The 21,432-nt window shown below is 66.5% G+C and carries 18 protein-coding genes; 3 read left to right on the top strand and 15 right to left on the bottom strand.

All coding sequences use genetic code 11. The features are described 5' to 3' along the window. Positions 1–16 precede the first annotated feature (16 nt). A complete protein-coding gene (locus NQV17_RS18950) occupies positions 17–1,726 on the bottom strand; it encodes a dihydroxyacetone kinase family protein (RefSeq protein WP_257773437.1) in 1,710 nt (569 codons plus the stop codon). Between the two features lie 534 nt (positions 1,727–2,260). Here NQV17_RS18950 and NQV17_RS18945 point away from each other — a divergent pair. Beyond that, positions 2,261–3,838: a hypothetical protein gene (locus NQV17_RS18945; protein ID WP_257773436.1), complete on the top strand. Its 1,578-nt coding sequence runs from the start codon at positions 2,261–2,263 to the stop codon at positions 3,836–3,838. Positions 3,839–3,882: 44 nt separating this feature from the next. Here the strand turns inward: NQV17_RS18945 and NQV17_RS18940 are convergent, their stop codons facing one another. After that, complete coding sequence (locus NQV17_RS18940) at positions 3,883–7,299, bottom strand: autotransporter (RefSeq protein ID WP_257773435.1); 3,417 nt, start codon at positions 7,297–7,299, stop codon at positions 3,883–3,885. A gap of 246 nt (positions 7,300–7,545) precedes the next feature. On the opposite strand from NQV17_RS18940, the gene NQV17_RS18935 reads away from it, so the two are divergent. Then, positions 7,546–7,974 carry a lytic transglycosylase domain-containing protein gene (locus NQV17_RS18935; protein WP_257773469.1) on the top strand — a complete coding sequence of 143 codons (429 nt, stop codon included), beginning with the start codon at positions 7,546–7,548 and terminating at the stop codon, positions 7,972–7,974. Between the two features lie 71 nt (positions 7,975–8,045). Here NQV17_RS18935 and NQV17_RS18930 read toward each other — a convergent pair whose 3' ends face one another. The 10 genes from NQV17_RS18930 to sctQ form a co-directional block, all read right to left on the bottom strand. After that, positions 8,046–10,982, bottom strand: a complete 2,937-nt coding sequence (locus NQV17_RS18930) for a winged helix-turn-helix domain-containing protein (RefSeq protein WP_257773434.1) — start codon at positions 10,980–10,982, stop codon at positions 8,046–8,048. 182 nt (positions 10,983–11,164) lie between these two features. Then, on the bottom strand, positions 11,165–11,326 hold the full coding sequence (locus tag NQV17_RS18925; protein ID WP_257773433.1) for a hypothetical protein: 162 nt from the start codon (positions 11,324–11,326) through the stop codon (positions 11,165–11,167). Positions 11,327–11,464: 138 nt separating this feature from the next. Beyond that, the gene (locus tag NQV17_RS18920) at positions 11,465–11,920 is read right to left on the bottom strand and encodes a CesT family type III secretion system chaperone (RefSeq protein WP_257773432.1); all 456 of its coding nucleotides are present in this window, start codon (positions 11,918–11,920) and stop codon (positions 11,465–11,467) included. Positions 11,921–12,023: 103 nt separating this feature from the next. Then, positions 12,024–12,386: a hypothetical protein gene (locus NQV17_RS18915; protein ID WP_257773431.1), complete on the bottom strand. Its 363-nt coding sequence runs from the start codon at positions 12,384–12,386 to the stop codon at positions 12,024–12,026. Between the two features lie 34 nt (positions 12,387–12,420). Further along, positions 12,421–12,663, bottom strand: a complete 243-nt coding sequence (locus tag NQV17_RS18910) for a type III secretion protein (RefSeq protein ID WP_257773430.1) — start codon at positions 12,661–12,663, stop codon at positions 12,421–12,423. A gap of 18 nt (positions 12,664–12,681) precedes the next feature. Next, positions 12,682–13,881 carry a secretion protein gene (locus NQV17_RS18905; protein WP_374692730.1) on the bottom strand — a complete coding sequence of 400 codons (1,200 nt, stop codon included), beginning with the start codon at positions 13,879–13,881 and terminating at the stop codon, positions 12,682–12,684. A 268-nt stretch (positions 13,882–14,149) separates the two neighbouring features. Continuing rightward, positions 14,150–15,184: a hypothetical protein gene (locus NQV17_RS18900; RefSeq protein ID WP_257773428.1), complete on the bottom strand. Its 1,035-nt coding sequence runs from the start codon at positions 15,182–15,184 to the stop codon at positions 14,150–14,152. Positions 15,185–15,233: 49 nt separating this feature from the next. Further along, on the bottom strand, positions 15,234–15,497 hold the full coding sequence (gene sctS / locus NQV17_RS18895) for a type III secretion system export apparatus subunit SctS (RefSeq protein WP_257773427.1): 264 nt from the start codon (positions 15,495–15,497) through the stop codon (positions 15,234–15,236). Positions 15,498–15,537: 40 nt separating this feature from the next. Then, positions 15,538–16,194 carry a type III secretion system export apparatus subunit SctR gene (gene sctR / locus NQV17_RS18890; protein ID WP_257773426.1) on the bottom strand — a complete coding sequence of 219 codons (657 nt, stop codon included), beginning with the start codon at positions 16,192–16,194 and terminating at the stop codon, positions 15,538–15,540. Further along, the gene (gene sctQ, locus NQV17_RS18885; RefSeq protein ID WP_257773425.1) at positions 16,178–17,047 is read right to left on the bottom strand and encodes a type III secretion system cytoplasmic ring protein SctQ; all 870 of its coding nucleotides are present in this window, start codon (positions 17,045–17,047) and stop codon (positions 16,178–16,180) included. The genes sctR and sctQ overlap by 17 nt, the downstream gene beginning before the upstream one ends. 3 nt (positions 17,048–17,050) lie before the next feature. Here sctQ and NQV17_RS18880 point away from each other — a divergent pair, with 3 nt between their 5' ends. After that, positions 17,051–17,338: a hypothetical protein gene (locus NQV17_RS18880; RefSeq protein WP_257773424.1), complete on the top strand. Its 288-nt coding sequence runs from the start codon at positions 17,051–17,053 to the stop codon at positions 17,336–17,338. Positions 17,339–17,518: 180 nt separating this feature from the next. Here the strand turns inward: NQV17_RS18880 and sctP are convergent, their stop codons facing one another. From sctP to sctU, 3 genes are read right to left on the bottom strand one after another with little or no spacing between them, the layout of a single operon-like run. After that, the gene (gene sctP, locus NQV17_RS18875) at positions 17,519–18,133 is read right to left on the bottom strand and encodes a type III secretion system protein SctP (protein ID WP_257773423.1); all 615 of its coding nucleotides are present in this window, start codon (positions 18,131–18,133) and stop codon (positions 17,519–17,521) included. Positions 18,134–18,140: 7 nt separating this feature from the next. Beyond that, positions 18,141–20,252, bottom strand: coding sequence for a type III secretion system export apparatus subunit SctV (gene sctV / locus NQV17_RS18870; protein ID WP_257773422.1), 2,112 nt, complete (start codon positions 20,250–20,252; stop codon positions 18,141–18,143). Between the two features lie 27 nt (positions 20,253–20,279). Further along, positions 20,280–21,356, bottom strand: a complete 1,077-nt coding sequence (sctU, locus tag NQV17_RS18865; RefSeq protein WP_257773421.1) for a type III secretion system export apparatus subunit SctU — start codon at positions 21,354–21,356, stop codon at positions 20,280–20,282. Between the last annotated feature and the right edge of the window lie 76 nt (positions 21,357–21,432).

The raw sequence follows: 21,432 nt of genomic DNA, 5'->3' as shown, positions 1-21,432 counted from the left end.
AACGCGCAAATCCCGCCTACCGCACGTACGGCAGCAACGCGCGCAGCCAGTACGCGACCGCCACCGCGCCGCCGTCCGGCGTGCCGATCGCGCGTTCGCCGAGATAGCTCGCCCGTCCCGCACGCGGTGTCATGCCGGCCGTCTGCTGCGCGCCGCGTTCCGCGGCGTCCACGGCGGCCGCCCATGCGCTCGCGGGGTCGCGGTCATGGTCGAGTGCGTGGTCGAACGCATCGGCGGCGGGCAGCAGCGCGTCGAGCATCGTCCGGTCGCCGGCGCGTGCGCCGCCCAGTTCGGCGATGGCATCGGCTGCGCTGCGCAATGCCGCGGCCCAGTCGCGCGCCGACGGCTCGGCGGTATCGGCCGCCGCGGCGAGGCGCCGCGACGCGCGCAGCAGCGCGGTCGCGTAGAACGGTCCCGAACTGCCGGCGATCGCGCGGCGCAATGCGGCGCCGAGCGCCGCGAGCGTGCCGGCCGGCGTGCCGTGCGCGGCGTCCGGCAACGCGAGGATCGCCTGAGCGGCGCGCTGCATGCTCGCGCCGAGATCGCCGTCGCCGGCGGCCGTGTCGAGTTCCGTCAGGGTCGCCTCGTGATCGATCAACGCCTGCGCGACCGCACGCAGCGCCGGCTGCAGCCGGGCGGCCCACGCGCGACCGGCTGCATCGAGCGGCGGCAGCGGCTCGTCGTGCGCGGCGGCCGCTGCCACGTGAATCTGCGCGTTGACGGCGCCGCCGCCGGGCCATGCGCGCGCCTGCGTCGGCGCATCGAGCAGGGCGACCCGCTCGTCGTTCAAGCGCAGCAGCGAGATCGAGCAGCCGGGCATGTCGAGCGCGGACAGGAACGTGCCGGCCCATGCGCGCGCGACGGTGATACCGCGCCGGCTCAGGTTGTCGTACGCGGCGCGCAGCACGATCGCCAGTTCCATGTCCGGCGTCGCGCCCAGACCGTTGACGAACAGTGCGACGCGTTCGCCGCGATCGAGCACGAGGTCGGTGACGATGCTCGACAGCAGCGTCTCGACGAGCGCATCGGCCGGCATCGGCGCGGTGCGTTCGACGCCTTTCTCGCCATGGATGCCGAGGCCGAGCTCGATCTCGTGATCGGCGAGGCTGAAGCCCGACTTGTCGGCGCCGGGGATCGTGCAGCCGTCGAGCGCGACGCCCATCGTGCCGAGGTCGGCGGCCGCGTCGCGTGCGATCGCCGCGACGCGGACAAGCGGCAGCCCGCGCGCGGCGGCCGCGCCGGCCAGCTTGTGGATCAGCACGGTGCCGGCGATCCCGCGCCGCCGCCCGTGCTCGACGCGGCCGCGCAGCGACACGTCGTCGGCGACGATCACCGTCTCCACTGGAATGCCCTCGGCGCGCGCGAGTTCGGCGGCCAGCCCGAAATTGAGGCGGTCGCCGGTGTAGTTCTTCACGACGAGCAGCGCGCCGTTCGGGCCGGCGCTCGCGCGGATCGCGGCGAGCACGGCATCGGTCGGCGGCGACGTGAACACTTCGCCGCAAACGGCCGCGCTCAGCATCCCTTCGCCGACGTAGCCGCCGTGCGCGGGCTCGTGACCGCTGCCGCCGCCGGACAGGATCGCGACGGGGCGCCGCGACGGCTCGGGAAGCGGCTGGCGGATGAGCACCTGCTCGTCGCCGAGGATCGCGACATGCGGCGACTGCCGCGCGATGCCTTCGAGCATTTCACGCACGACGTCGGACGGGTGGTTCACGAGCTTTTTCATGGCGACGGTTTCCTGAAGATGGGACCGAGCCCGGCGGCACGCGGGCGGTGCCGCCGGGCTGCGTATTGTGGATGGTAGGCGGTGGATGGCAGGCGCGCGCTCGGAAAGCGTAGAGCAAATTGATTCTGTCACTCCAGAGTCCCCGCGGTTCAAGGCATCCGACACCCATCGATCCAACTTTGCTTTGGTCTACGGCAGGTCAGCGCAATTTCGGAGAGGAGGTCATTCCTTCGCGACGATAAAGAAGCGCGAGCGGCCGGCGCAGTAGATTTGTTGTATATCTTTCGTGAGGTCATTATGGGCTGCTTCTCGTCGAAGATCGACTCGCCCCCACAACACTACGGGCTCGACACCATAGATTCCTCGCCGAGCGCACCCAGTCAGGACCGCCCACCCCAGCTGGCGCAACGACATAGCGCAGTCAGTCCTGAGTTGGCGAATTTGACCGCGCGAGGACCGGGCACTTCCACCAGGAAACATCCGGACAGCACGGCCAGTTTCGCATCATCTTCGTTACCGTTGGCAAATGCGCCCGTGAAGACAGGCGGCCAAACGCATCCTGGCCAGCCCGACGCTGTCGACGGAGCACGCCTCGATAAACTGCGGGAACTCACCAGATCGGGGCGTGAGCCTGGGCATGCCGCTGCTCGGCAAGAAGGCGATTCCGTGCATATTCATGGCATGTGGTATCAGTCCTCCCCGCACCCTCGCGTCGGTTCGCGCGATTCGAACTTTCGCCAGCATCTGGCGAGTGCGTTCATTACCGAGGTCGCCGGCACGTCCAACCTGCCGCCCAATGTCGACGCCCATCTTTGGACGGACAGGAGAAATCTGAAAGCACTGTATACGCCGATCGTACGATCGAATCTGTCCGAGCTTGAAATTCCCCACTCGATGATTTCAAGAACGCATCTGAAAATTCACCTCGAAGGGGAAATCGAAGCGCTGATTTCAAATTTTCCGGACCCGGAGCATCGGAAAATGTTTTCCGAGCTATTTAACCACCCGGCTACGATAAACATCGGATTTCGCAGTGACATCGTCCGCTTGCTGTACGGAATCCTGTATACCAAAGCATCGGTCAAAAGCGGAGGGGGCAAGGAATCCGAGTTCAACGTTCACGTCGATATCGACACCCTCGACGCCGGGATGGCGAAAAAAGCAACGAAACAGGGGTTCGCAGCGTATAAATCGGGCTTCGTAGACCAGGACTTCGAGAACGCCAAGCTCAACCTGAAGGCGGCACACGTGTCATTGTCACAAAGGACAGTTGGCGCAGGGGTCTCTCCGCCACCTTCCAAGAACGAATTTGACAAGTTGATCACGCAGCCTCAAAAATCGTGGTCCAGATCTATTCCCGTCGACAATTCATCCGGAAAACCCGTAAAAATATCGGAGTCATTGCGCAGCGAGGGCTATGGCACTCTCAACAAGGCAAACGACGTAATAGGAATGTCCCCTCACCATCACGAAGCTGTGCAAGTAGCGAAAAATACACTCAAGCTGTTGAAAACCGGGATGTATGACAATCTCGACGAGTCAGCCGATTTTTCTGCGCTTGAGCACTTTGAAAGAAAAATACAGTACTTCGGAGGAATGCTGCACATGATGAATGCCAATGGAGTACCCGATGAAATGAATGCGCCAAGTCAGGCGGAATTGCTCGATTATTTTCGTCTTTCAGAGAAAATCAGGAAATTGAAGCCCGAGCTTCAAGCTGAAGTGAATAAGCGTTCCGATATCATCAAGAGCAATGGAAGCAGCGACGCGGAGATCGAGGCGGCGAGAACTCAAATCAAGGCAATAAGAAATGTTTACAAGTTGAGCGGTAGTTTCATCGAGGCGTTCGTCAACAAGCATTCCTATTTTTCACAGATTGCCAATGTCCCGGATAGCGGCAATCCGGAGTTCAAGCGACTGTTTGAATCGATGCTCGGTTTCGACGAAGTTTCTGCATCGAGCGGAGGTTGGAAAGCAGATCGCCTCGATATCGACGAAATTGAATTGGGTATCGATAATGAAGGCATTGATTTCGAGGATGGTGTGGATGCCCTTGCGAACATGAGGAAAATGATCAAGCCGAGCACCACCGACGACCTCGATGTCATGTGACCGCTTGTCGCGACAGCCCGGCGCCGCAGGCGGCCGCGCGGCGATCAACCGATGCCGCTTGTGTCGAGCCGCTCGGCCAGGCTGAACGGCACGCTCTGAGCGAACAATTCGCGGTCGCCGATCGCGCTCGTCTGCGTGGCGAGCTGCAATGCGAAATTCAGGCCCGGACGCTGGGTCGACGCCGTGCGTTCCTTCACCTTCAGTTCAAGCGGCATCCACGACGCCGCATCGCTCAGAATGCGCGCGGTCTTTTCGTCGAGCGCCGCGCGTTCGACCGCCGCGTCGCGCGGCAAGCCCTGGTTGAGGGCGCTCAGCACATCGAGCCGAGCCGCCGCGCTGCGCCGCAACCGATAGCGATGAAAATACGTCTGATTCGGCCGGCGGTTGGCCTTGATGTCACCCAGATGCGCGTCGATGCGTTCGCCCGCCAGTATGCGCGGATCCGCTTGCGGTGGCGCCGGCAGTCCATTCTTCGCGGCCTGCTGGCGCTCGGCTTGCTGTTTGTCGGCGATCTCGCGCGCGAACAGCGAAACCCATTCTTCGCGGCCGGCGTCGAGCGCGCTGGTATACGCCTGGGCGCTCGAATACTCGGTGTCGAGCAGACATGCGCGATGCATCAGCGCGCCATCTTCGCGGACCAACTGCACTTTCGAGACACTGCTGTCGTCGGCAAACGTCATCGTCGCGGCCGGCGCCTCGAGCGACAGGAAGCCGAGGCCGACGGTCGACGGCGCGTTGCCGACCGGCATGGTCACGCCGAATGCACCACTCACCCGGCCCAGCAGGCGAGAGCCGCCGCCTACCCGATGCTGCTCGATCTGCAGGCGGCCGCTATGCTCGGTTGAATCGAGCGTCTGCCGCGCGGTGCGTTCATAGCCGATGCCGATGTTGGCGCCGGCGCGTAGCGGCGAGCCCACCTTGGGCACGAGGGCCGACACGCCGGCGTCGACGGAGCCGCCGCGCTTCACCGTATCACCGACCGTATCGGTCCAGCTGACCGAGACGTCGGGGTCGTCGAAATAGCGCTCCGCGAGCCGGTTCCATGTGTCGCGGGCGCGGCCTGTCCGTGCGGCGGTGGCCTCGTCGAACACGTGGTCGACGATCGTCTCGAGCTTGCGGTGCATGGACTTGTCGTCGTAGCCGCTACCGTCCGCCTTGACTCGCCGCGCGACCCGCAGCGACACGCCGCTCGCCTTCGTCAGCTCCTGCGCGTGCAGCGTCGCCTGGGTGACAACGCCCGCGCGCAATTGCGTCAGGCTGACGTCGACGTCATAGCCGACCAGCACGCCGACGCCGGCGCGGCGGGCCTGCGTCTGCGCGGTACCGATGAACATCTCGGCGCCATGCGTGCCGCGGCTCAGCTCGACCACCGCTTCGCGGGACTTCGACGCACGCAGATCGACGCGCGGCGCGACCGGTACGCTCGTCAGCTGCAGCAGTTTGCCGATATTCGCCGACGCCCCGCGGGTGCTGCCTCCCACTCGGCCGCCGTCGCTCAGCCGCAAGCGCGCGCTCGACTGCAATTCGCCCGAGATCTGTTTCAGGGTCTCCCGCACCGACGCGATATTCCGGGACGGCGGCGTGTCCGACGGGCGCGCCGCCGCCCGAATCGCGGCCACGCTTGCCCAGAACGGCGCATCGCGCGGGACGTTGGCTACCTTGCCCCAGGCCTCCAGCCGGTCGGCGTTGAAGGACTGCGCGACGATCGACTTGAAAGGCTGGCTTCGCGCAAGCGCCTGCGGATCGGCGTCGGCCCAGCTGTCCGTCTGAGCACGCAGCGCATCCGGCGTCGCCGGCCGGTCGGACCGTTCGGACTGTTCGGACTGCTCAGATCGTTCGGCCCCGAGGCCCATGCACATCTGGCGCGCGCGGTCGGCGATCGCGCGTACATGGGTGGCGTCAGCTCGATCGTTCGGAAACCCGCCGGATTCGAGCCATACCTGCAGCGCTGCCAGCTCCACGATCGATTGCAGCGGGCGGGCGTGCGACACCGCGGCGCCCGGACTCATTTCCGGACGCTCGACCAATGCCGGCAAGGCGGCTTTCAGCGCGTCGGCGAGCTTCGCGCGCTCCTTGTCGACGGCTTTGCGCGGCAGCCCCTGGGTGCCGAAGCTCAGCGCCGACAGCGGCGACTTCTGTTGGCCGAATACCCGTGGCACGAAGTTCGTCATTCGGTTATCGCCGACCCGGTCGATGGTTTTCGCCGAAAACTTGTTCAGACGTTCCTGCGCTCGAGACAAGTCGCTGCCGCGGCCGTCTTCGCGGAAATTCTGCCGCCATGCGAAGAACGCCCCTTTCTGATCGGCCGTCAGCGCATTGCGGCCGTAGGAGAGCAGCGCGGCTGAAGCGTGATAGGCGCGCCACGCGAGCGGCGCGGCTTCGGTCGGCGTATCGGGCGGTGGCGCCGCCGCCGCGGCGACTGCGCCGGGCGACGGGTCGTGGTGAGGCGTTCCGTCGGCTGTGGTCGTGTAGGTTGGCGGCACGGGGTCGAGCGCGTCGGCGGTTTGCAACATGATCCGCTGCGCGAGCCGCTTCGATGCATCGGCAGGGGTTGGATCGCTGCCGCCGCGCAAATGCTCGAGCGCTTCGAAGCCGCCGTGCGTGCGCGAGAGTGCGCGCGCCACCCACCACGCTTTCGCATCGGCCATGGTGGTCGAGCGGGCGGTGGCGGCCTTGGCGAAGTCGAGTCCGCGAATGGCCGCCAGCACCTGGCCCGCGTCGGCGGCATCGGCGACATTCGCGCCGCGCAGCGCCTGCGCGACCAATGCGCCGCGCGTCGTCGGCGGCGCGCCCTCGGGGGCGCCGAGCGCAGCGAGCGAATTCGACAGTTGCACCGCGGCTTGACGGTTGGCGGGCGCGGCAGGCATTGCGCGCGCCACGTAGCTCAATAGCCCGTCGTGGCCATCCATCGCGTTGTGGAGCGCGCGGGCCTCGTCCAGCGTCGCGAGCGGGACGTCGTCGCCATTCGACGCACGGTTGCCGGTGGCGCGCCCCTCGAGAGGCGGCGGCGCTTCGGCACGAAGCGAGCCGACTTCGGCCCGCGCATTCATGCGGGCGGTTTTCGACAGGGCCTGGCGGTTCTGTTTCTCGGTTTTCGCCAATGCGTTGCCGGCCGCCGTGGAACCGGCAACCGCCTTGACCGGATAGCGCTTGCCGCCGGCAGTGAAATCGGCCGGCGCGAACGGTTTGCCATGCGTACTGCCCTGGAACACCGCGGTGCTGACGTCGATCTTGCCCGCGCGCAGCCGCGCGCCGGTGCGCGACAGCTGGTTCTTCATGCGCCCCAGCGCTGTTTCGTCCGTCCGTGCGGCGGTCTGCTGAGTCGGCACGGACGCATTGCCCGCCGGCGTCCGCGTCGTCGCCGGATGCGTCGCGGCGGTGTGCGTCGCAGGCGTGGCAGTGGATTCCGCCAGGTCGGTGTGGGCCGGGCGGCTGGACGAAGTGGCATTGACGGCGGACATGGCGCGCGGGGTTCCTCGATCGATTCTCGGGGAAACGATATTCAGTCGGGATGACTCGGCTGGACATGACGCGAAGCGTGGCCGCAAGAAGCGAAGCCTGCCTCGCGGCGAGGCTGCGGCGGCAGGGCGGATCCCGTGTTCTTGCCCGGGGCGATTCGCGTCCCGTTCCAGTCGTTCGCACCCGGGAACGGCGGCGCGCGAGTGCGGGCCTATGATCGGCACACCACGCTTCTGACGGATTCCCCTATGGTCATTCGAGCGATCGCGCTGCTGACGATGACGCTGTGCGTGATGCACAGCGCCCGCGCCGACTGCTTTTCCGATGCAGCCTCCTATCAGCACGTGAACGAAACGATCTTGCGTGCGCTGGCATGGCAGGAGTCGCGCGACAACGTCAACGCGAAGCGCGTCAACACCAACGGGTCGATCGATTATGGCCTGATGCAGATCAACTCGATCCACTTGTCCGAGCTCTCGACCTACCACATTGATTCGCACACGTTGATGGACCCGTGCGCGAGCGTCTACATCGCCGCGTGGCACCTGCGGAAGATGATGCTCAAATACGGCAATACGTGGCGGGCGGTCGGCGCCTACCATTCGCAGACCCCCGCCGAGCGCGACCGTTACGCCGCGCAGGTACGGGCGATCGTGCAGCGGATGCAGCCTCGCTGAGGTGCGCGCGCGGAGCCTCCGGTGCCCAAGGGGTGCCGCGTGCTTCAGCGATCACTGTCGGTGCAGGGCCGTCAGACGGAGATCCCGGCGGCCGTCAATGCAGCGGCGCCGGCTGCCATCTGCTCGGCGGTGGCCGCGATCCGGCCGGCGAACATCGATGCGTGCTGTTGACGTGCCTCGCGAGCCGCGCGATCAAGCAAGGTCATCGTGTCGGCGGACGGCCGCCCGGCGTGCCACGACAGTATCGCGTTCACCCGCAGCGCCTCCGGCCGCAGCCATTGCAGCCCCAAGTCTTCGAGGTTCGCGATCATCTGTTCAAATCGTTGCATCAGCTTCGACGTGCCGGTTCGCGCCAGCGCGAGGTCCGCAAACTTTTCCAGCACGAGGAGGTCGATGATCGTCGCGTGTCCACGCTCGAGGTTGCACAACGCCTGATCGATCAGTTGATTCGCTTCGTCGCGGGTATCGTCGGCGGCGTGGATCCACGACAGGAAGCTGCGGCCCGCATGCCACCAGCCCTGGAGTCCGGCGCGTTGTGCGGTCGCGCATAACTGGCGCGCCCGATGCGCGGCGCGCGGGGCGTCGCCTTCAAGCAGCAATACGATGCACGCGAGGGCCTTGGTCCCGCAACGCGGCAGCGGGTCGGACGGCCGTTGCGTGTCTTGCAGCATGCGGTGCAACCACGGATGCGAGCGCTCGTTCGCGCCGGTGTGCCACAGCGAGAACGCGAGTGCGCCATGCGAGATCGTCTCGACGTAGTGCGGCTGGTGCGCGTCCGGCGGGGCGGTGTCGGCCGTGCTGGCGTCCGTGTCCGGTGCGTCGTCTTCCGGCGGAGTGAGCAGGGCGATCGCGTCGTCATGGCGGCCGTTCAGCGTCAGCAATGCGCCGCGCAGAAGAGCGAATCCGTCATGCGTCGATGAACCATCGCATTCCTGAGCAATTCGCGAACGAACGCGCGCCAGGAGATCGGGAGGATCGCCGTTGAAGCCGGCTTCGAGTGTGCGCAACAACAGGACCGACAACGCACGCAACCGGTTATCGTCATCGGCACAGGAGGTGGCCAGATCGTAGACGCGCCACCACGCGGCGATCGGATCGCCCGGCGGCCTCGATGGCGCCCCGTGCAGCAGCGCCTGCGCCAGCACGAGATTCAACTCCATCTGGTCGCGGACCTTGAGGACGGCGCACTGTCCATTGCGGTCGAGCGTGCGCCGGATCCAGTGCAGCCGTTCGTCGACGAGCCGGGCGGCGATCCAGATTTGCGCCGAATGCTGCAGGAGCCGCGCGGCGATTTCGCACCGTCCGGATTCGATCGACCACCCGACCGCCCGCCGCACGTCAACGAGCGCAGTCGCGCGTGGCGGGCGCGCGTCGCCGGCGCCGTCATCGTCGCCGTCATCGTCGCCGGAGCGGCATACCCATTCGGCCACGCGCTGCGCGTGCCGTTCAGAGGCCAATGCGGCATCGGGTCGATCGGCGAGTCTGGCGAGCGCGAACTGGCGTACCGCCGGAGGCACGCTCAGCTTGCGATCGTGCTCCATCGACGGGTAGGGCGGAGCGCCCCATGGGCATTCGATCAGCAGGCCGGCCTCGACCAGTCTTGACGCGTGCGCGCGCATTGCGTCGTCGCCGGCCGCCTGGCCGCTCGCATCGCCCGCGTCGCTCGTCGTGGCGACCGCGGATGCGTCGGCGAGGTCGAACGGGCTGGCGAACAGGCTGATGCAGCACAACGTATGCCGGGCGTCCGAATCGAGTGCGTAGTACGCGTGCGCGATCACCGACTGGACCAGTTCCGCGCGGCGCGGCACGACGTCGCCACTGCCATGGCGTTTCAACATCTTGCGGCGCCACGTCGCGTCCCAGTCCGCGAGTGCGTCGGCAGGCGTTGCGCCTCGCTTCAGCGCGCCAGCGATCTGATCGGCGGCCAGTTCGAGCGCGAGCGGCATGCCGCCCAGCGCACGGCAGATCGACTCCATGATGCCGAGCGCGGGAACGGACGATGCCGCATCGTTGGGGGCGCCACCTGCCTCGCGCATCGCAACGCCGTCGGATATGCCCGCCGGCAATGCGCCGCGCGCCTGCAACTGCAGGGAGAACAGCCGGCAGGCATCTGACGGCGCCGCATCCGGCGCGTCCCGCGCGGCGCAACGCAGCGGTGCGAGCGGCAGCAGATACTCGTCCGGGGTAAACAACGGGGCTTCGGCGCACACGATCATATGGGCCTGCGTGGCGGTGCGCAGCGCATCGAGGACGGTCGCGACTTCCGGCGCGAGATGATCGAAATTCTCGATGATGAGCACCGCTTGCCTGCCGCTCAGCCGCGCGATCAGACCGTCCAGCCCCGGCGCCTGATGCTGCGGCAGCCGGGTGAGTCGTGCCGCGATCGCATCGGCAACGCACTCGTGCAGCGTCAGATCGGCGAGGTCGACGACGATGACGCATTCGCGGAACAGCGCCGCGATGCGCAGCGCGGCTTCGTGGGCAAGCCTGCTCTTGCCGGTTCCGCGCGCGCCCATCAGCGTGACGAGCCGATGCTGCGGAATCCGCATCAACAGTTCGGAGAGTTCGGCGTCGCGTCCGATCAGCGGCATGCGCCATGCCGCATTGAAGTCGATCTCCGGGCCCTGGCACGTCGCATGGCGGTCGGCTTGCAGCCTTGAGCCTGTAGCCGGGGGCGCGTCCGACCTGCCGTCGGGGGCGACATGATCGTCGCCGGCCTCGTACCAATCGACGACGAGTCGATAGCCGCGGCGCGGCACCGTCTCGATCAGGTCGCGGTCGTCGCCGAGCGCGCGCCGGACTTGCGACACCACCGCCCGTACGCTATCGGCGTCGATCTGCGACGACGGCCACAGCTGCTGCTGCAGATGTTCGATCGACAGGATCTTGCCGCGCGCATCGAGCAGCGCGATCAGCAAGTCCATCGCGCGATCGTTGAGGGGCACGGCGCGCCCGTTCGCATACAGCGTACGCGACTCGCGCGCAAGCGCAGAGCGGCCGAACACCATGACTTGCTCCGCAGTGACGGAAGGCGCATTGATTTCGTTCATGTCATGTGGGTGGTGTCAGGTAAAAGCGGAGGCCGTCCGCGGTCCGCGTCACGCAAAGCGTCTCGTTGATCCGCGGGTATCGCCTGTCGGTGCAACCGCGCACGTGTCGGGGCAAGAGATCCTTGCGCATCATGAACTCGCTATCGAATGACGGAAGCAGTCTGGTCAGGCACGCGGTGCTGGCCTGCAGCGCGGGAATTCACGATCAGATCGTAGCGGCGGCGCTCGCCGAGATCATGGCTTAATGCTGAATTGGTCTGAAAAAACATGTGGGACGCATGGGGGCGCAGCCGGTTGGACATCGCGCCCGCGCCTGCGGGCACGGTCCGCCGTGCTTCGCGGCGCGACGGATTCCGCGCAGGGAAACCGGTTCACTGATCAGGTGGCCCCGAGCCGGCGCGAGAAGGGCCGGCCACGACGCTCGTCGCGCTTCAGGTCTTTCAGGCGCGCAGCCAGATGAATTCTCCTGCCGCGATGCCTTCGAACATCTCGTCGCTCGACTCGATGATGTTGCTTTGCCAGTAACGTCCGTGTTCGGCGTAGTGCGACAACAGGTCGGCCACGGCCTGGCCGTCGAGGTCATCGCCGAACGGCACCCGTACGATCAGCACGATGCCGCCCGTATCGGTGTCCAGGCCGAGCTGGGCCTGGTCCTGCGCGTAGATCAGCAGGTTGGCTTCCAGCATCAGCCGGAAGACGATCAGCGTCCGGCCGGCGGTGACGGTGCCGAACTGGAAATTGACGTAAAGCGCGCCGGGATCGGTTTCAAAATGATCGAGCCGCACGTCGAAACCTTCGACCTGGACAGAGCGGGTCTCCAGCACCTGATCGACATCGGGCAGGCCGACCGCGGCGCAGAGGTCGCTGATTAACGACGTATACAGGCCTGAGTTCATCGATATCGGCAGATTGTGGAGGGGCGCGGTCGTGCCAACGCGTGGCCCAAGCTGCGACAACGCGGAGCTGGCCGGCGCGCGAACGCCGGCCGTTCCGCATTGGTTACGAGGGCTTGGCCGCGTCCTTGATCTCGTTCGCGCCGCTCTTCAGCGCCGCGCCGATAGCGTCCATGAGGCTGGCCTCCGATTGCGCTTTCGCGATTTGGAGGCCTTCTTGCGCGTTTGCTGCGATCTGGGCGGTAATAGCGCCCGTGGTGGCGGCACCGTTCACCGCTGCACCAGCACTTTGAGCTGCGCCACCCATAATGCTGGTAGCGGTCATGCCATGACTGAGGCCTGTAGAGACATTCATCATCAACTCCTTTTGAAGTGTAGAAGGGACCATTCGAGAGATGCCGCTGTCGCGGCCTGCTACCTCTCCAAACGGCGCACTGCATACCATGACAGTCCGGAGTTCGGGTGTCATGGGGTTCCCGCAAATCGCGGAAATCGATGTTGCGCTACCTTGCCTGCGCCTGTTCGCGCAATTGAGCGATGACCCGGCTCGCGGCCATCATCCCCTGATAGATCTTCGAGCGGTTGCTGCGGTCGAGGTCGTTGCCGGCCGCGCCTTCGGCGACCGCTTGCGCGCTCTGTTGCAACGCTTGTTCGATGGCGATCAGGCGCTGACTGCCTGACGGATCGGCGAGCAAGTTCTGCAGATTGTTGAAATCCGCGGCATGGCGTTCGATTGCTTCGTACATGACACTTTCTCCTTGGGTTCAGTGCGGCCGTCGCGCCGCCACGCCGTCGTCCGAAGGCAATGGCACGGGGCTGGCCGCGACGGCGATCGACGATGCCGCGGTCGTCGTTGCAGGCGTCGCCGAGGCCGCAGCCGCTTCGGATGCTGGCGCCACTGCGTCCGGCGCGGCATAAATGTGCTTCACGCCGTCGGGCGTTTCCGCGTACTGCACGTCGCCTGACGACACCAGCGCGGTGAACGTGCCTTGCTGAGGCAGCGAGCCGGATGGGCTGGCGTCCGTCAGCGCGACGCGAATCTGCTGGACGTTCTTGTCGAAGTCGCCTCGCACCCGGTTGAGCGCGTTTTCGACCCGCTGCTTGTCCGCGACCGCTCCGGAGACGGTAAACACGCCCTGGCCGTCATAAGTCACCTGCACGCCATCCACGCCGATTGCATCGCGAATGCCGCGCGCGGTGTCGTCGGCCACCTGGTAGCGCCGTTCGATGACGCCGGGTTTCATGCGCTCGAACAGTTGCCGCGCGATGTAGTCTTCGCCCGACGAGCGCACCATCCCGGTTACCACCGCGCGGCCGGCACCGTTGCGGCCGGTGGTGCCGTTCCGCACCGCGTGCAGCTCGGTCAGATGCGCGTCGCTCAGCGCGCGATTGACCTGCTGTGCCAGCAGCAGATCCGGCGGCGTCTGTGCGGCGCGGCTGGTGCCGGTGGTCAGCGCGACGCTGATCGCGATCACCCCGACCGTGACCGCCGCACAGGCGGCGGTAATCCACGCGTAGCGCTGGCGTTTGATGCGTGCGGCGTCGCGCTCGGCGTCATCGGCGTCGCGCTTTGCGTCGGCCGGGCCGGTCAGCAGCGTCGACAGCAACGCGATATCGCTCGGCCATGCGCCGTCCACCCAGCCGACGCAGATCACCGTGTCGTCGAACTGCATCGGCACGAAATCGACCATCCATACCTTGCCGGGGTCCGCGGTTGCGTCCTGCGTGTCCTGCAGGCCTGGCTCGGCGGCGCCATCGCCATCGCCGGCCGGCGACGCACCGGCTGCGGGTTCATCAACGCTGTCGGCCGGCGCTGCACCGGTCGCGGCTTCGTTGCCGCTGTCGGCCGGCGGCGTGGGCTGGTCGACGGAACTCGCGATATCCGCGGCATCCACCACGCCCGCAGTCGAGCCGTCCAGCCGCTCGCAGCTGACCGTGCCGTTGGGCTCGACGACCAGCAGCACGTCCGCGCCCTGCCAGTCGGTGAGCTGGACGTCAGCGTCATCGTCGGCGCCGATCCGATAGGCCCCGGCGTCCAGGTGGACTTGCGCGCCGGCGTGATGACCCGTGAGGATGCGTAGCAGTTTCATGGCTGGGCAGTGGTTCTACGGTGCGGTTTCTCGCACCTGAAGGGGCACGAGGCACCCGCTTGCTGTCGATGTGCCCACTGTAGCGACCGCAACCGGGCAAGCATGGTCGGGATGCGAAGCGCGCGGCAGGCAGGCGAAGCGTTCAGCGCTGCGCCGATGCTGTGCCGCCCGCTCCATCCGTCGGTGTGTCGGGCATGTCGCCGGCAGGGCTCGCGCCGGCTGCGAGCGATGCCAGCGTGCCGCGTGTGCGTCCCATACGCGACGCGAGCAGCGGCCGTTCGAGCATGAGCAGCTGCAGGCCGAGCAACAGGTTGAAATGCCTCGTGCGGGTCGACTCCGCCGGCGGGGGGGCGCCCGTGGCGTCGCGTTGTGCAGCCCGCTCGACCAGACGCGCGCGAAGGGTCTCGAAATCAGGCGCGGCGGGCGCGTCCAGCCCTGCACGCGCGAGCGTGACGTCGTGAGCGAGCTGGTAGAGCTGCGCGTCGAAGCCAGCGAAGCGCCGTCCGGCAGGCGTTGCGGCGAGTTTGTCGCGCAACGCGAGCAACGCGTCGCATGCCGCTTCGCCGATCGCGTGCCAGCGCGCCGCACCGGCTTCGTGAGCGACCGCGCCGGCGAGCCAGTCGGGCCACACCGTGTCGGCTGCCGCACTGTTGCCCGACAGCGGGAACACGCTTGCCGTGCCTGCCACGATGCGCCGGTCACCCTTGTCGCGCAGAGGGTCGCGCTCGCGACGCTGCTGTTGCTGACCTTGCTGCTGCTTTTGCCCGTCCTGCTGCGAGGATTGCTGGCCCCCGCCGCGATTGCCGCCGCGTCCACCGTCACGGCTGACGCGCAGCCCGGCGAGGCGGCCCGCGCCGGCGCGCTGTGCGGCCGCTTGCGAGCCGGCTTGCCGCAGCGACTGCGCGACCGCTTTACGTGGCGCTGCAAAACGTGCCTGTTCGCCGGCCCGCGCCGGTCGTTTCTGCGCGAGCCGGGCGTGGAGGCTGCTCGCATGCTGCTTGTCCGCGAGTTTTTTCGCGGACGTCTGGCGCGAATAGGTGAAGGTCGTGCGCCCTCGATACAGCGAGGCCTGAGGGTTCGCACGACGTTCGTCGCGCACTTGCGAAGCGTGACTGCGCTCGACCTGCGCGAGCGAAGCGGGCTGCGCGGACGGCAGATTTCGCGTGACGGCGCTCATCGGCGCGCCGGCCGATGCCGGCCCGTGGCGAGGACGATCGCGCGAACGCTCATAGCGGCAGCGCGGTGCGCATCATCTGGTTGGCGAAGTGAAGCACGGCCGATGCCGCCAGCGGGGCCGCGATCGCGATCGCGATCACCACCGCCGTCAGCTTGACGCCGTGCGACAGCGTCTGGTCCTGCATCGACGTGATCGCCTGCAGGAACGACACCGCGAGCCCGACCACGGCAGCCACGATGACCACCGGCAATGAGCAGTAGAGGCACAGCAGCATGCCTTGTGCGGCAGCGCCGACCAGTGAATCGATATCCATGTGAAATCCGCATGCGTGTGCGGTCCGTGGCGGTTGCGGGTCACTGCCTGTATGTCATCACCAGGCCGTGAATCAGTGTCGACCAGCCGTCCATCGCGACGAACAGAAGCAGCTTGAACGGGATCGCGACGTTGGTCGGCTGCACCTGGTTCAGGCCCATCGCCAGCAGCACGTTCGCGATGATCAGGTCGACCACGATGAACGCGATGTACAGCAGGAAGCCGATCTTGAACGCATCGGTGAGTTCGCTCAGCGTAAACGACGGCGCCAGCACGAACAGATCGGTTTCCTTCAGCTGGCTCGCTTCCTCTTTCGGCCAGACGAGCGATGCGGAGCGCAGGAAGAAGCGCTTTTCGCGCTCGTGCGCATGGCTTTCCAGGAACTTGCGAAACGGCTCGCGCGCCGCGCCGAATGCTTGCATGACCGATTGCGATGTCGATTCGCCGGCGCCGGGCGAGGACTGCATGTTGTGCGTGGCGGCGATCGCGATCGGTGCGAGCACGTAGGCGGACACCAGGATCGCAATGCCGTTGAGCACCATGTTCGGCGGCACTTGCTGGACACCGAGCGCATTGCGCAACAGGCCGAGCACGACCACGATCTTCATGTAGCAGGTCACGACCATCGCGACGAAGGGCACGATGCTGATCGCCAGAACGACGAGCAGCACGCCAGTGAGGTCACTGAACTGAACCATCGCCGTGCGCCATTTTGACGATGCGGATGCCCAGATGCTCGGCCACACTGATCAGTTCGCCGTAGCCGATGGTCTGGCCGTGCGCGACGAGCCTGATCTGCGCGTCGGCGACCGGCGTTTCCAGTTCGATCACGTAGCCCGCGCGCAGCGACGACAGTTGTGCGAGCGGCAGCGCGACGCTGTCGAGTTCGAACTGCACCGGCAGGTCCAGTTCGCCGATCTCGATCGCGTCGCCCTGGAGATCGCCCGCAAAAGGTGAGGTGCCGTCTTCCGGATACTGTAGTTCGTCGGTCATGATGGGAGTCTCGATGATGGTAAGCCGAGTGCCGTCGATCTCAGCGGCGACGGCGAGCCGGGTCAGTCCGGGCGTGCCCCATGCGGCAGCCACCCGGAACGGGTTGCCGAGACTCAGTGCGGTCTCGGTGCGGGATGGCATCGTGCGCAGCAGCACGTCGCCGGGCCTCAGCGCTTCCAGCTTGGCAATGGCGATGCCGCGCGCACCGATCGTGATGCGGCCCGGGATGCGCCACGGCGGATGGCGCTCCGCCGATTGCGCGTGAAACGCGTTTTCGTCGTGCGCGGCATGCGGCTGCGCGGGCGCCGTCGAGCCGGCCTGCAGCGATGCGATGCGTCGTTCGAGCAGCGTGAGGATGGCCGGACTGGCATGCGCGCGCGCATCGTGACGGGATCCGCCGACCTCGACGGACAAGTTCACCATGAGCCGGTCGGCTGCGACGTCGGTGCTCGTGCCGGTCAGCCGGTGCACGTCGGCGACGCGCCACGTGCCGATTCCGGCCTCCAGCATGGTTTCGGTCACCGGCGCGAGCAGCGCCGTGGCGACCGACTGCCGCAACGAATGCGCGGCGCCCGCGTTCGCCGCGCCGGCCGAGGCGAGAATCTGCAGTGCCGGATAGCGCCGCAGATCGACATCGATCGAAAGGGTGCCCGCGACGTGCGTCAGTACGATCCGGCCCGGCTCGTCGAACGGCGCCGTCGCGTCGTCGGCGGCATCGGCGGCATCGGCGACGGGCCGCAACCGCCACGCGTCGATGCCGGCGAGACGGGCGGCAAGTGCGTCGACGCGCGCATCGAACAGCACCCGGCTGGCGTGCGCGGCGTCCTTCGTGATGCGCGGCAGGCGTGACGCGAGCGTTTCAACGGGCGGCGACGCCGGCTGTGCGCGGCCGGCCAGGCCGTCCGGGCCGGTGATGTCGCAATTGAGCGGTGCGGTTTCGTCCAGCGCGATGGCCATTGGAAGTCAGTCGAAGTCGGCGTTGAGGCGGCTGCCGCCGGCCAGCGAAAACCAGCGCTGCCCGGCGTCCCGTCACCAGATCGTGATCTCCACCTGCCGCGATTCGCCCCAGGCGTCTAGCAGCATCGTGAGCTCGCGATCGAGCAGGTGACTATGCTGCAAGAGTAGCTGCTTGCTCGACGGATCCTGCGTGTCGAACCGAAGCTGCAGACAAAGAGGCGAAAGCATCAGGTACAGCGTGGTGTCGGGCAGCACCTTCTGGTCGAGCGGCAGGCGGACATCCCAGTTGCCCGACCGGGTGATCGCGCGGTTCGAGCAGAATGCGGCGATTTCGCGCGCGATGCGTGCCGTCAGTTCAACGAACCGATGCTGCTGCCGGTACACGGCGTCCACGATCGGCGTGCTGACCGAGCCGATCCGATCGGCGAGCGAATCGGCGGACGTGGTCGACCTGCGCGGGTCAGCCGGCAGGTCGTGTCCGGCCGTGTCGGACGGCGTGTCGGCATTCGAATCTTCCGTACCGTGTCCGTCGGGCAGCGTGCCGAAACCGGCCGGATTGGCGGCGTGCGGCGCCCGGCGGCGCAGCAGCGCCGCGTAGTCGAAGCGCCGGGCTCGCTGCGACCCGGCTTCGTCGGCCGTGCCGGGCGCGGGGGCGATGATGCGGGCGGGACGGTGGATTCTGGTCATCGCGGGCTTACAGCGTGACCCGGCCGACGGGTTCCAGATCGACGTGCGCGCCCAGCTCCTGATACGAATAGACCGCCAGCCAGCCGAGTCGCGATTCGATCATGCGTCGCACGTAGCGGCGGATATCCATCGACGTCACCAGCGCGATGCCCGTGCGTGGCGCCGGGCCGACGAACGACTCGATACTGTCGATCAGGAACTGCGTCTGGTCGGGCGGCAACGCCAGATAGTTGCCGGTCGGGGTTTGCTTGATGGCCTGGCGGATATGCTGCTCGACGGGCATGTCGAACAGCACGACCGGGAGCTGCTTCGCGCCGTTGGCGGCGCGGTGCGCCAGGAAGCGCGACAGGTCGCCGCGCACGTACTCCGTGAGCATCAGCATGTCCTTTTCCTTCGGCCCCCAGTTGATCAGGCTTTCCATGATGTTGCGGGCATTCCGGATCGGCACCTGTTCCTCGAGCAGCCGCCGCAGCACGTCGGCGATCCGTTGCGGCGGCATCACCTTCTGCACTTCGGCGACGAGCCCCGGGTAGTCGGCGCCGAGTTGCTCGAGGATGTACTGGACTTCCTGCACGCCGACGAAGAGCATCGCATGCTGCCGCAGCAACGCGATGGATGCGTGCGCGATCAGTTGTTCGGCTCGCCAGACGCGGCTCTTCGGCGGCACGGCCTTTTCGTCGATCCAGTAGGTTTGCGGACCGTCGGCGGTGATCGGCGTGCCGACGTCGCATTGCGCGATGATCGCGGTAGTGGACTCGCCGCCGGCGGCTGGCGCGGCATCCGGTTCCGGCGTGCGAGCGGCCGCCGAACCCAGATCGGGCAGTACGACCTTGCCGGGCGGCAGTTCGAGCAACAATTGCGGCACGTCGTGCATCAGGAATTCGCACGTCGACGGCGCCATCCGCTCCGAGACCCACATCGTGATGCCGGGGAATGGCAGGCCGAGCTCTTCCTGCAGCAGCGAGCGCTCGGTCTCGAATGCCTTGTCGAGCGCCAGCGGATTGATGCGCGCGACCAGGTCGGCCGAGATGCGCACCCCGAGCGGCGCCGCGAAGGCGGGCGCCTGCGGCAGGATCGCCGGAGAGCCGGACTTCGAGCCCGCACGCTGCATCGACTCGAGCGACCCGACATCGGGCCCGCTCTCCTGCGGGTTGCGCCGGCCAAGCTTGTAGGCGGCGAAGCCGAGTATGCCCGACAGCAGCAGGAACAGCGGCCACGGGAAGCCCGGCACGGCCGCGAATGCGAGCAGCAACAGCGAAGCGAAGGCGAGCGCGCGGGTGCTGCCGACGAGCTGCTTGCCGATTTCGGCGCCGAGCGACAGAGGCTTTTCGTTGCGCTCGTCGGCGACCCGCGTGATCATGACGCCGGCCGCCACCGACAGCAGGAGCGACGGGATCTGCGACACCATCGCATCGCCGATCGAAAGGATCGAGAAGCGGTTGGCTGCTTCGCCGGCTGCCATGCCGTGATAGGCGACGCCCACCGCGAGGCCGGCCACGATATTGACGACGGTGATGATCAGGCCGGCTACCGCGTCTCCCTTGACGAACTTCATCGCGCCGTCCATGCCGCCGTGGAGCGCGCTTTCGAGCGCGAGCGTCGCGCGCTTGCGGCGCGCTTCCTCAGGCGTGAGGATGTTCGCGCGCAGGTCGGCGTCGATACTCATCTGCTTGCCGGGCAGCGCATCGAGCGTGAAGCGCGCGCCGACTTCAGCGACCCGCTCGGAACCTTTCGCGATCACGACGAACTGCACCACCGTGATGATCATGAACACGACGATGCCGACGACCAGGTTTCCCCCGACCACCAGCTTGCCGAAGCTGTCGATGATGTCGCCTGCTTCCGCATGAAGCAGGATCGACTTGGTCGACGCAATGTTCAGCGACAGGCGGTACAGCGTCGTGAACAGCAGCAGCGTCGGAAACGCGGACAGCGACACGATGCTCGGAACGTACAGCGTAATCATCAGCAGCGTGACGCTGATCGCGAGGTTGAAGCTCACCAGGATGTCGATCAGCAGCGTCGGCAGCGGCAGGATCATCAGCGAAATCATCGCGATGATCAGCATGAGCAATGCGATTTCGCCGGCCGCCGGCAGCTTGAATGTCTTCAGCATCATGATCCTCGGTAAGGTGCCTGGCGCACGTCAGTGCGTATTGGGCGACGCACTGGCATCGCGTGCGCCGGTGCCGAGCGAATCGACCCAACGCAGGATTGCCGCAATCGTTTCGAACAGCTCCTCGGGAATCGGTGCGCCGAGTTCCACCTTGTAGAGCGCGCGCGCAACCGGCGGATTCCCGACGATCGGTACGTTGGCCGCCTGAGCCTCGCGGCGCAGGCGTGCGGCCTCTTCGTCGTAGCCTTTTGCGATGATCACGGGGAGCGGGTTTTCGTCGGGCGCGTAGCGCACCGCGACCGCGTAGTGCGTGGGGTTGACCAGCATCACGTTCGCCGCGCTGACTTTCGGACGGGGCGCGCTGGTCGCGAGCTCGCGCGCGATCCGGCGGCGCTCGCCCTTGATCACGGGATCGCCCTCGTCCTGCTTGTGTTCGCGCTTGATTTCGTCCTTGCTCATCTTCTTGCCGCGAATGAACAGCCACTTCTGCAGCTGCACGTCCGCGGCGCCCAGCACGATGAACGCCAGCGCGGCGATGCCGAACAGCTTCAGCGCGATGTCCGCGAACAGCCGCGACAATTGCGGGAGCTGCTGGTACAGCGAGCCGACCACCATCGGCATCAGGTTCCTGATGGTCAACCACATCACGGTCGAAACGATCAGGCCTTTCACGAGCATCTTTCCAAGATCGATCAGCGCGCGCAATGAGAAGATCTTCTTGATGCCTGCCATCGGGCTGACCGCGCTCAACTTGAACGCGACGGGCTTCATCGACACCTGGAAGCCGATCTGCGGCACCAGCGCCACGATCGCGGCGATGATCGCGGCGGCGACGGGAACGATCACGGCACCGGCGAGCCGCGTGCCGATCTGCTGCAGCGCGAGCGCCAGTGCGACCATGTCGTGTTCGGCCGAAACGAAGTGCAACGCGGTATTCAACGAGGCACGCGTTGCGTCGACGATCATGTCGCCGCATGCCAGCAGCACGATGACGCCCGCCGCGAGCAGCACGCCGTCCACCAGGTCGGTGCTCTTCGAAACCTCGCCGTTCCGGCGCGCTTCGCGTAGTTTTTTGTCGGTGGGCTGTTCGGTCTTTTCGTCGCTCATTGCCGGGTCGAATCAATTGGGCGGGCGCCTCGTCGGTTAGGGGCCGCTTGGGGTCCCCATGCGACCGCGAGGCAAT

The organism is Burkholderia sp. SCN-KJ, from assembly GCF_024656005.1.
GTDB lineage: Bacteria > Pseudomonadota > Gammaproteobacteria > Burkholderiales > Burkholderiaceae > Burkholderia.
This window is presented reverse-complemented; position numbering and strand designations above follow the sequence as displayed.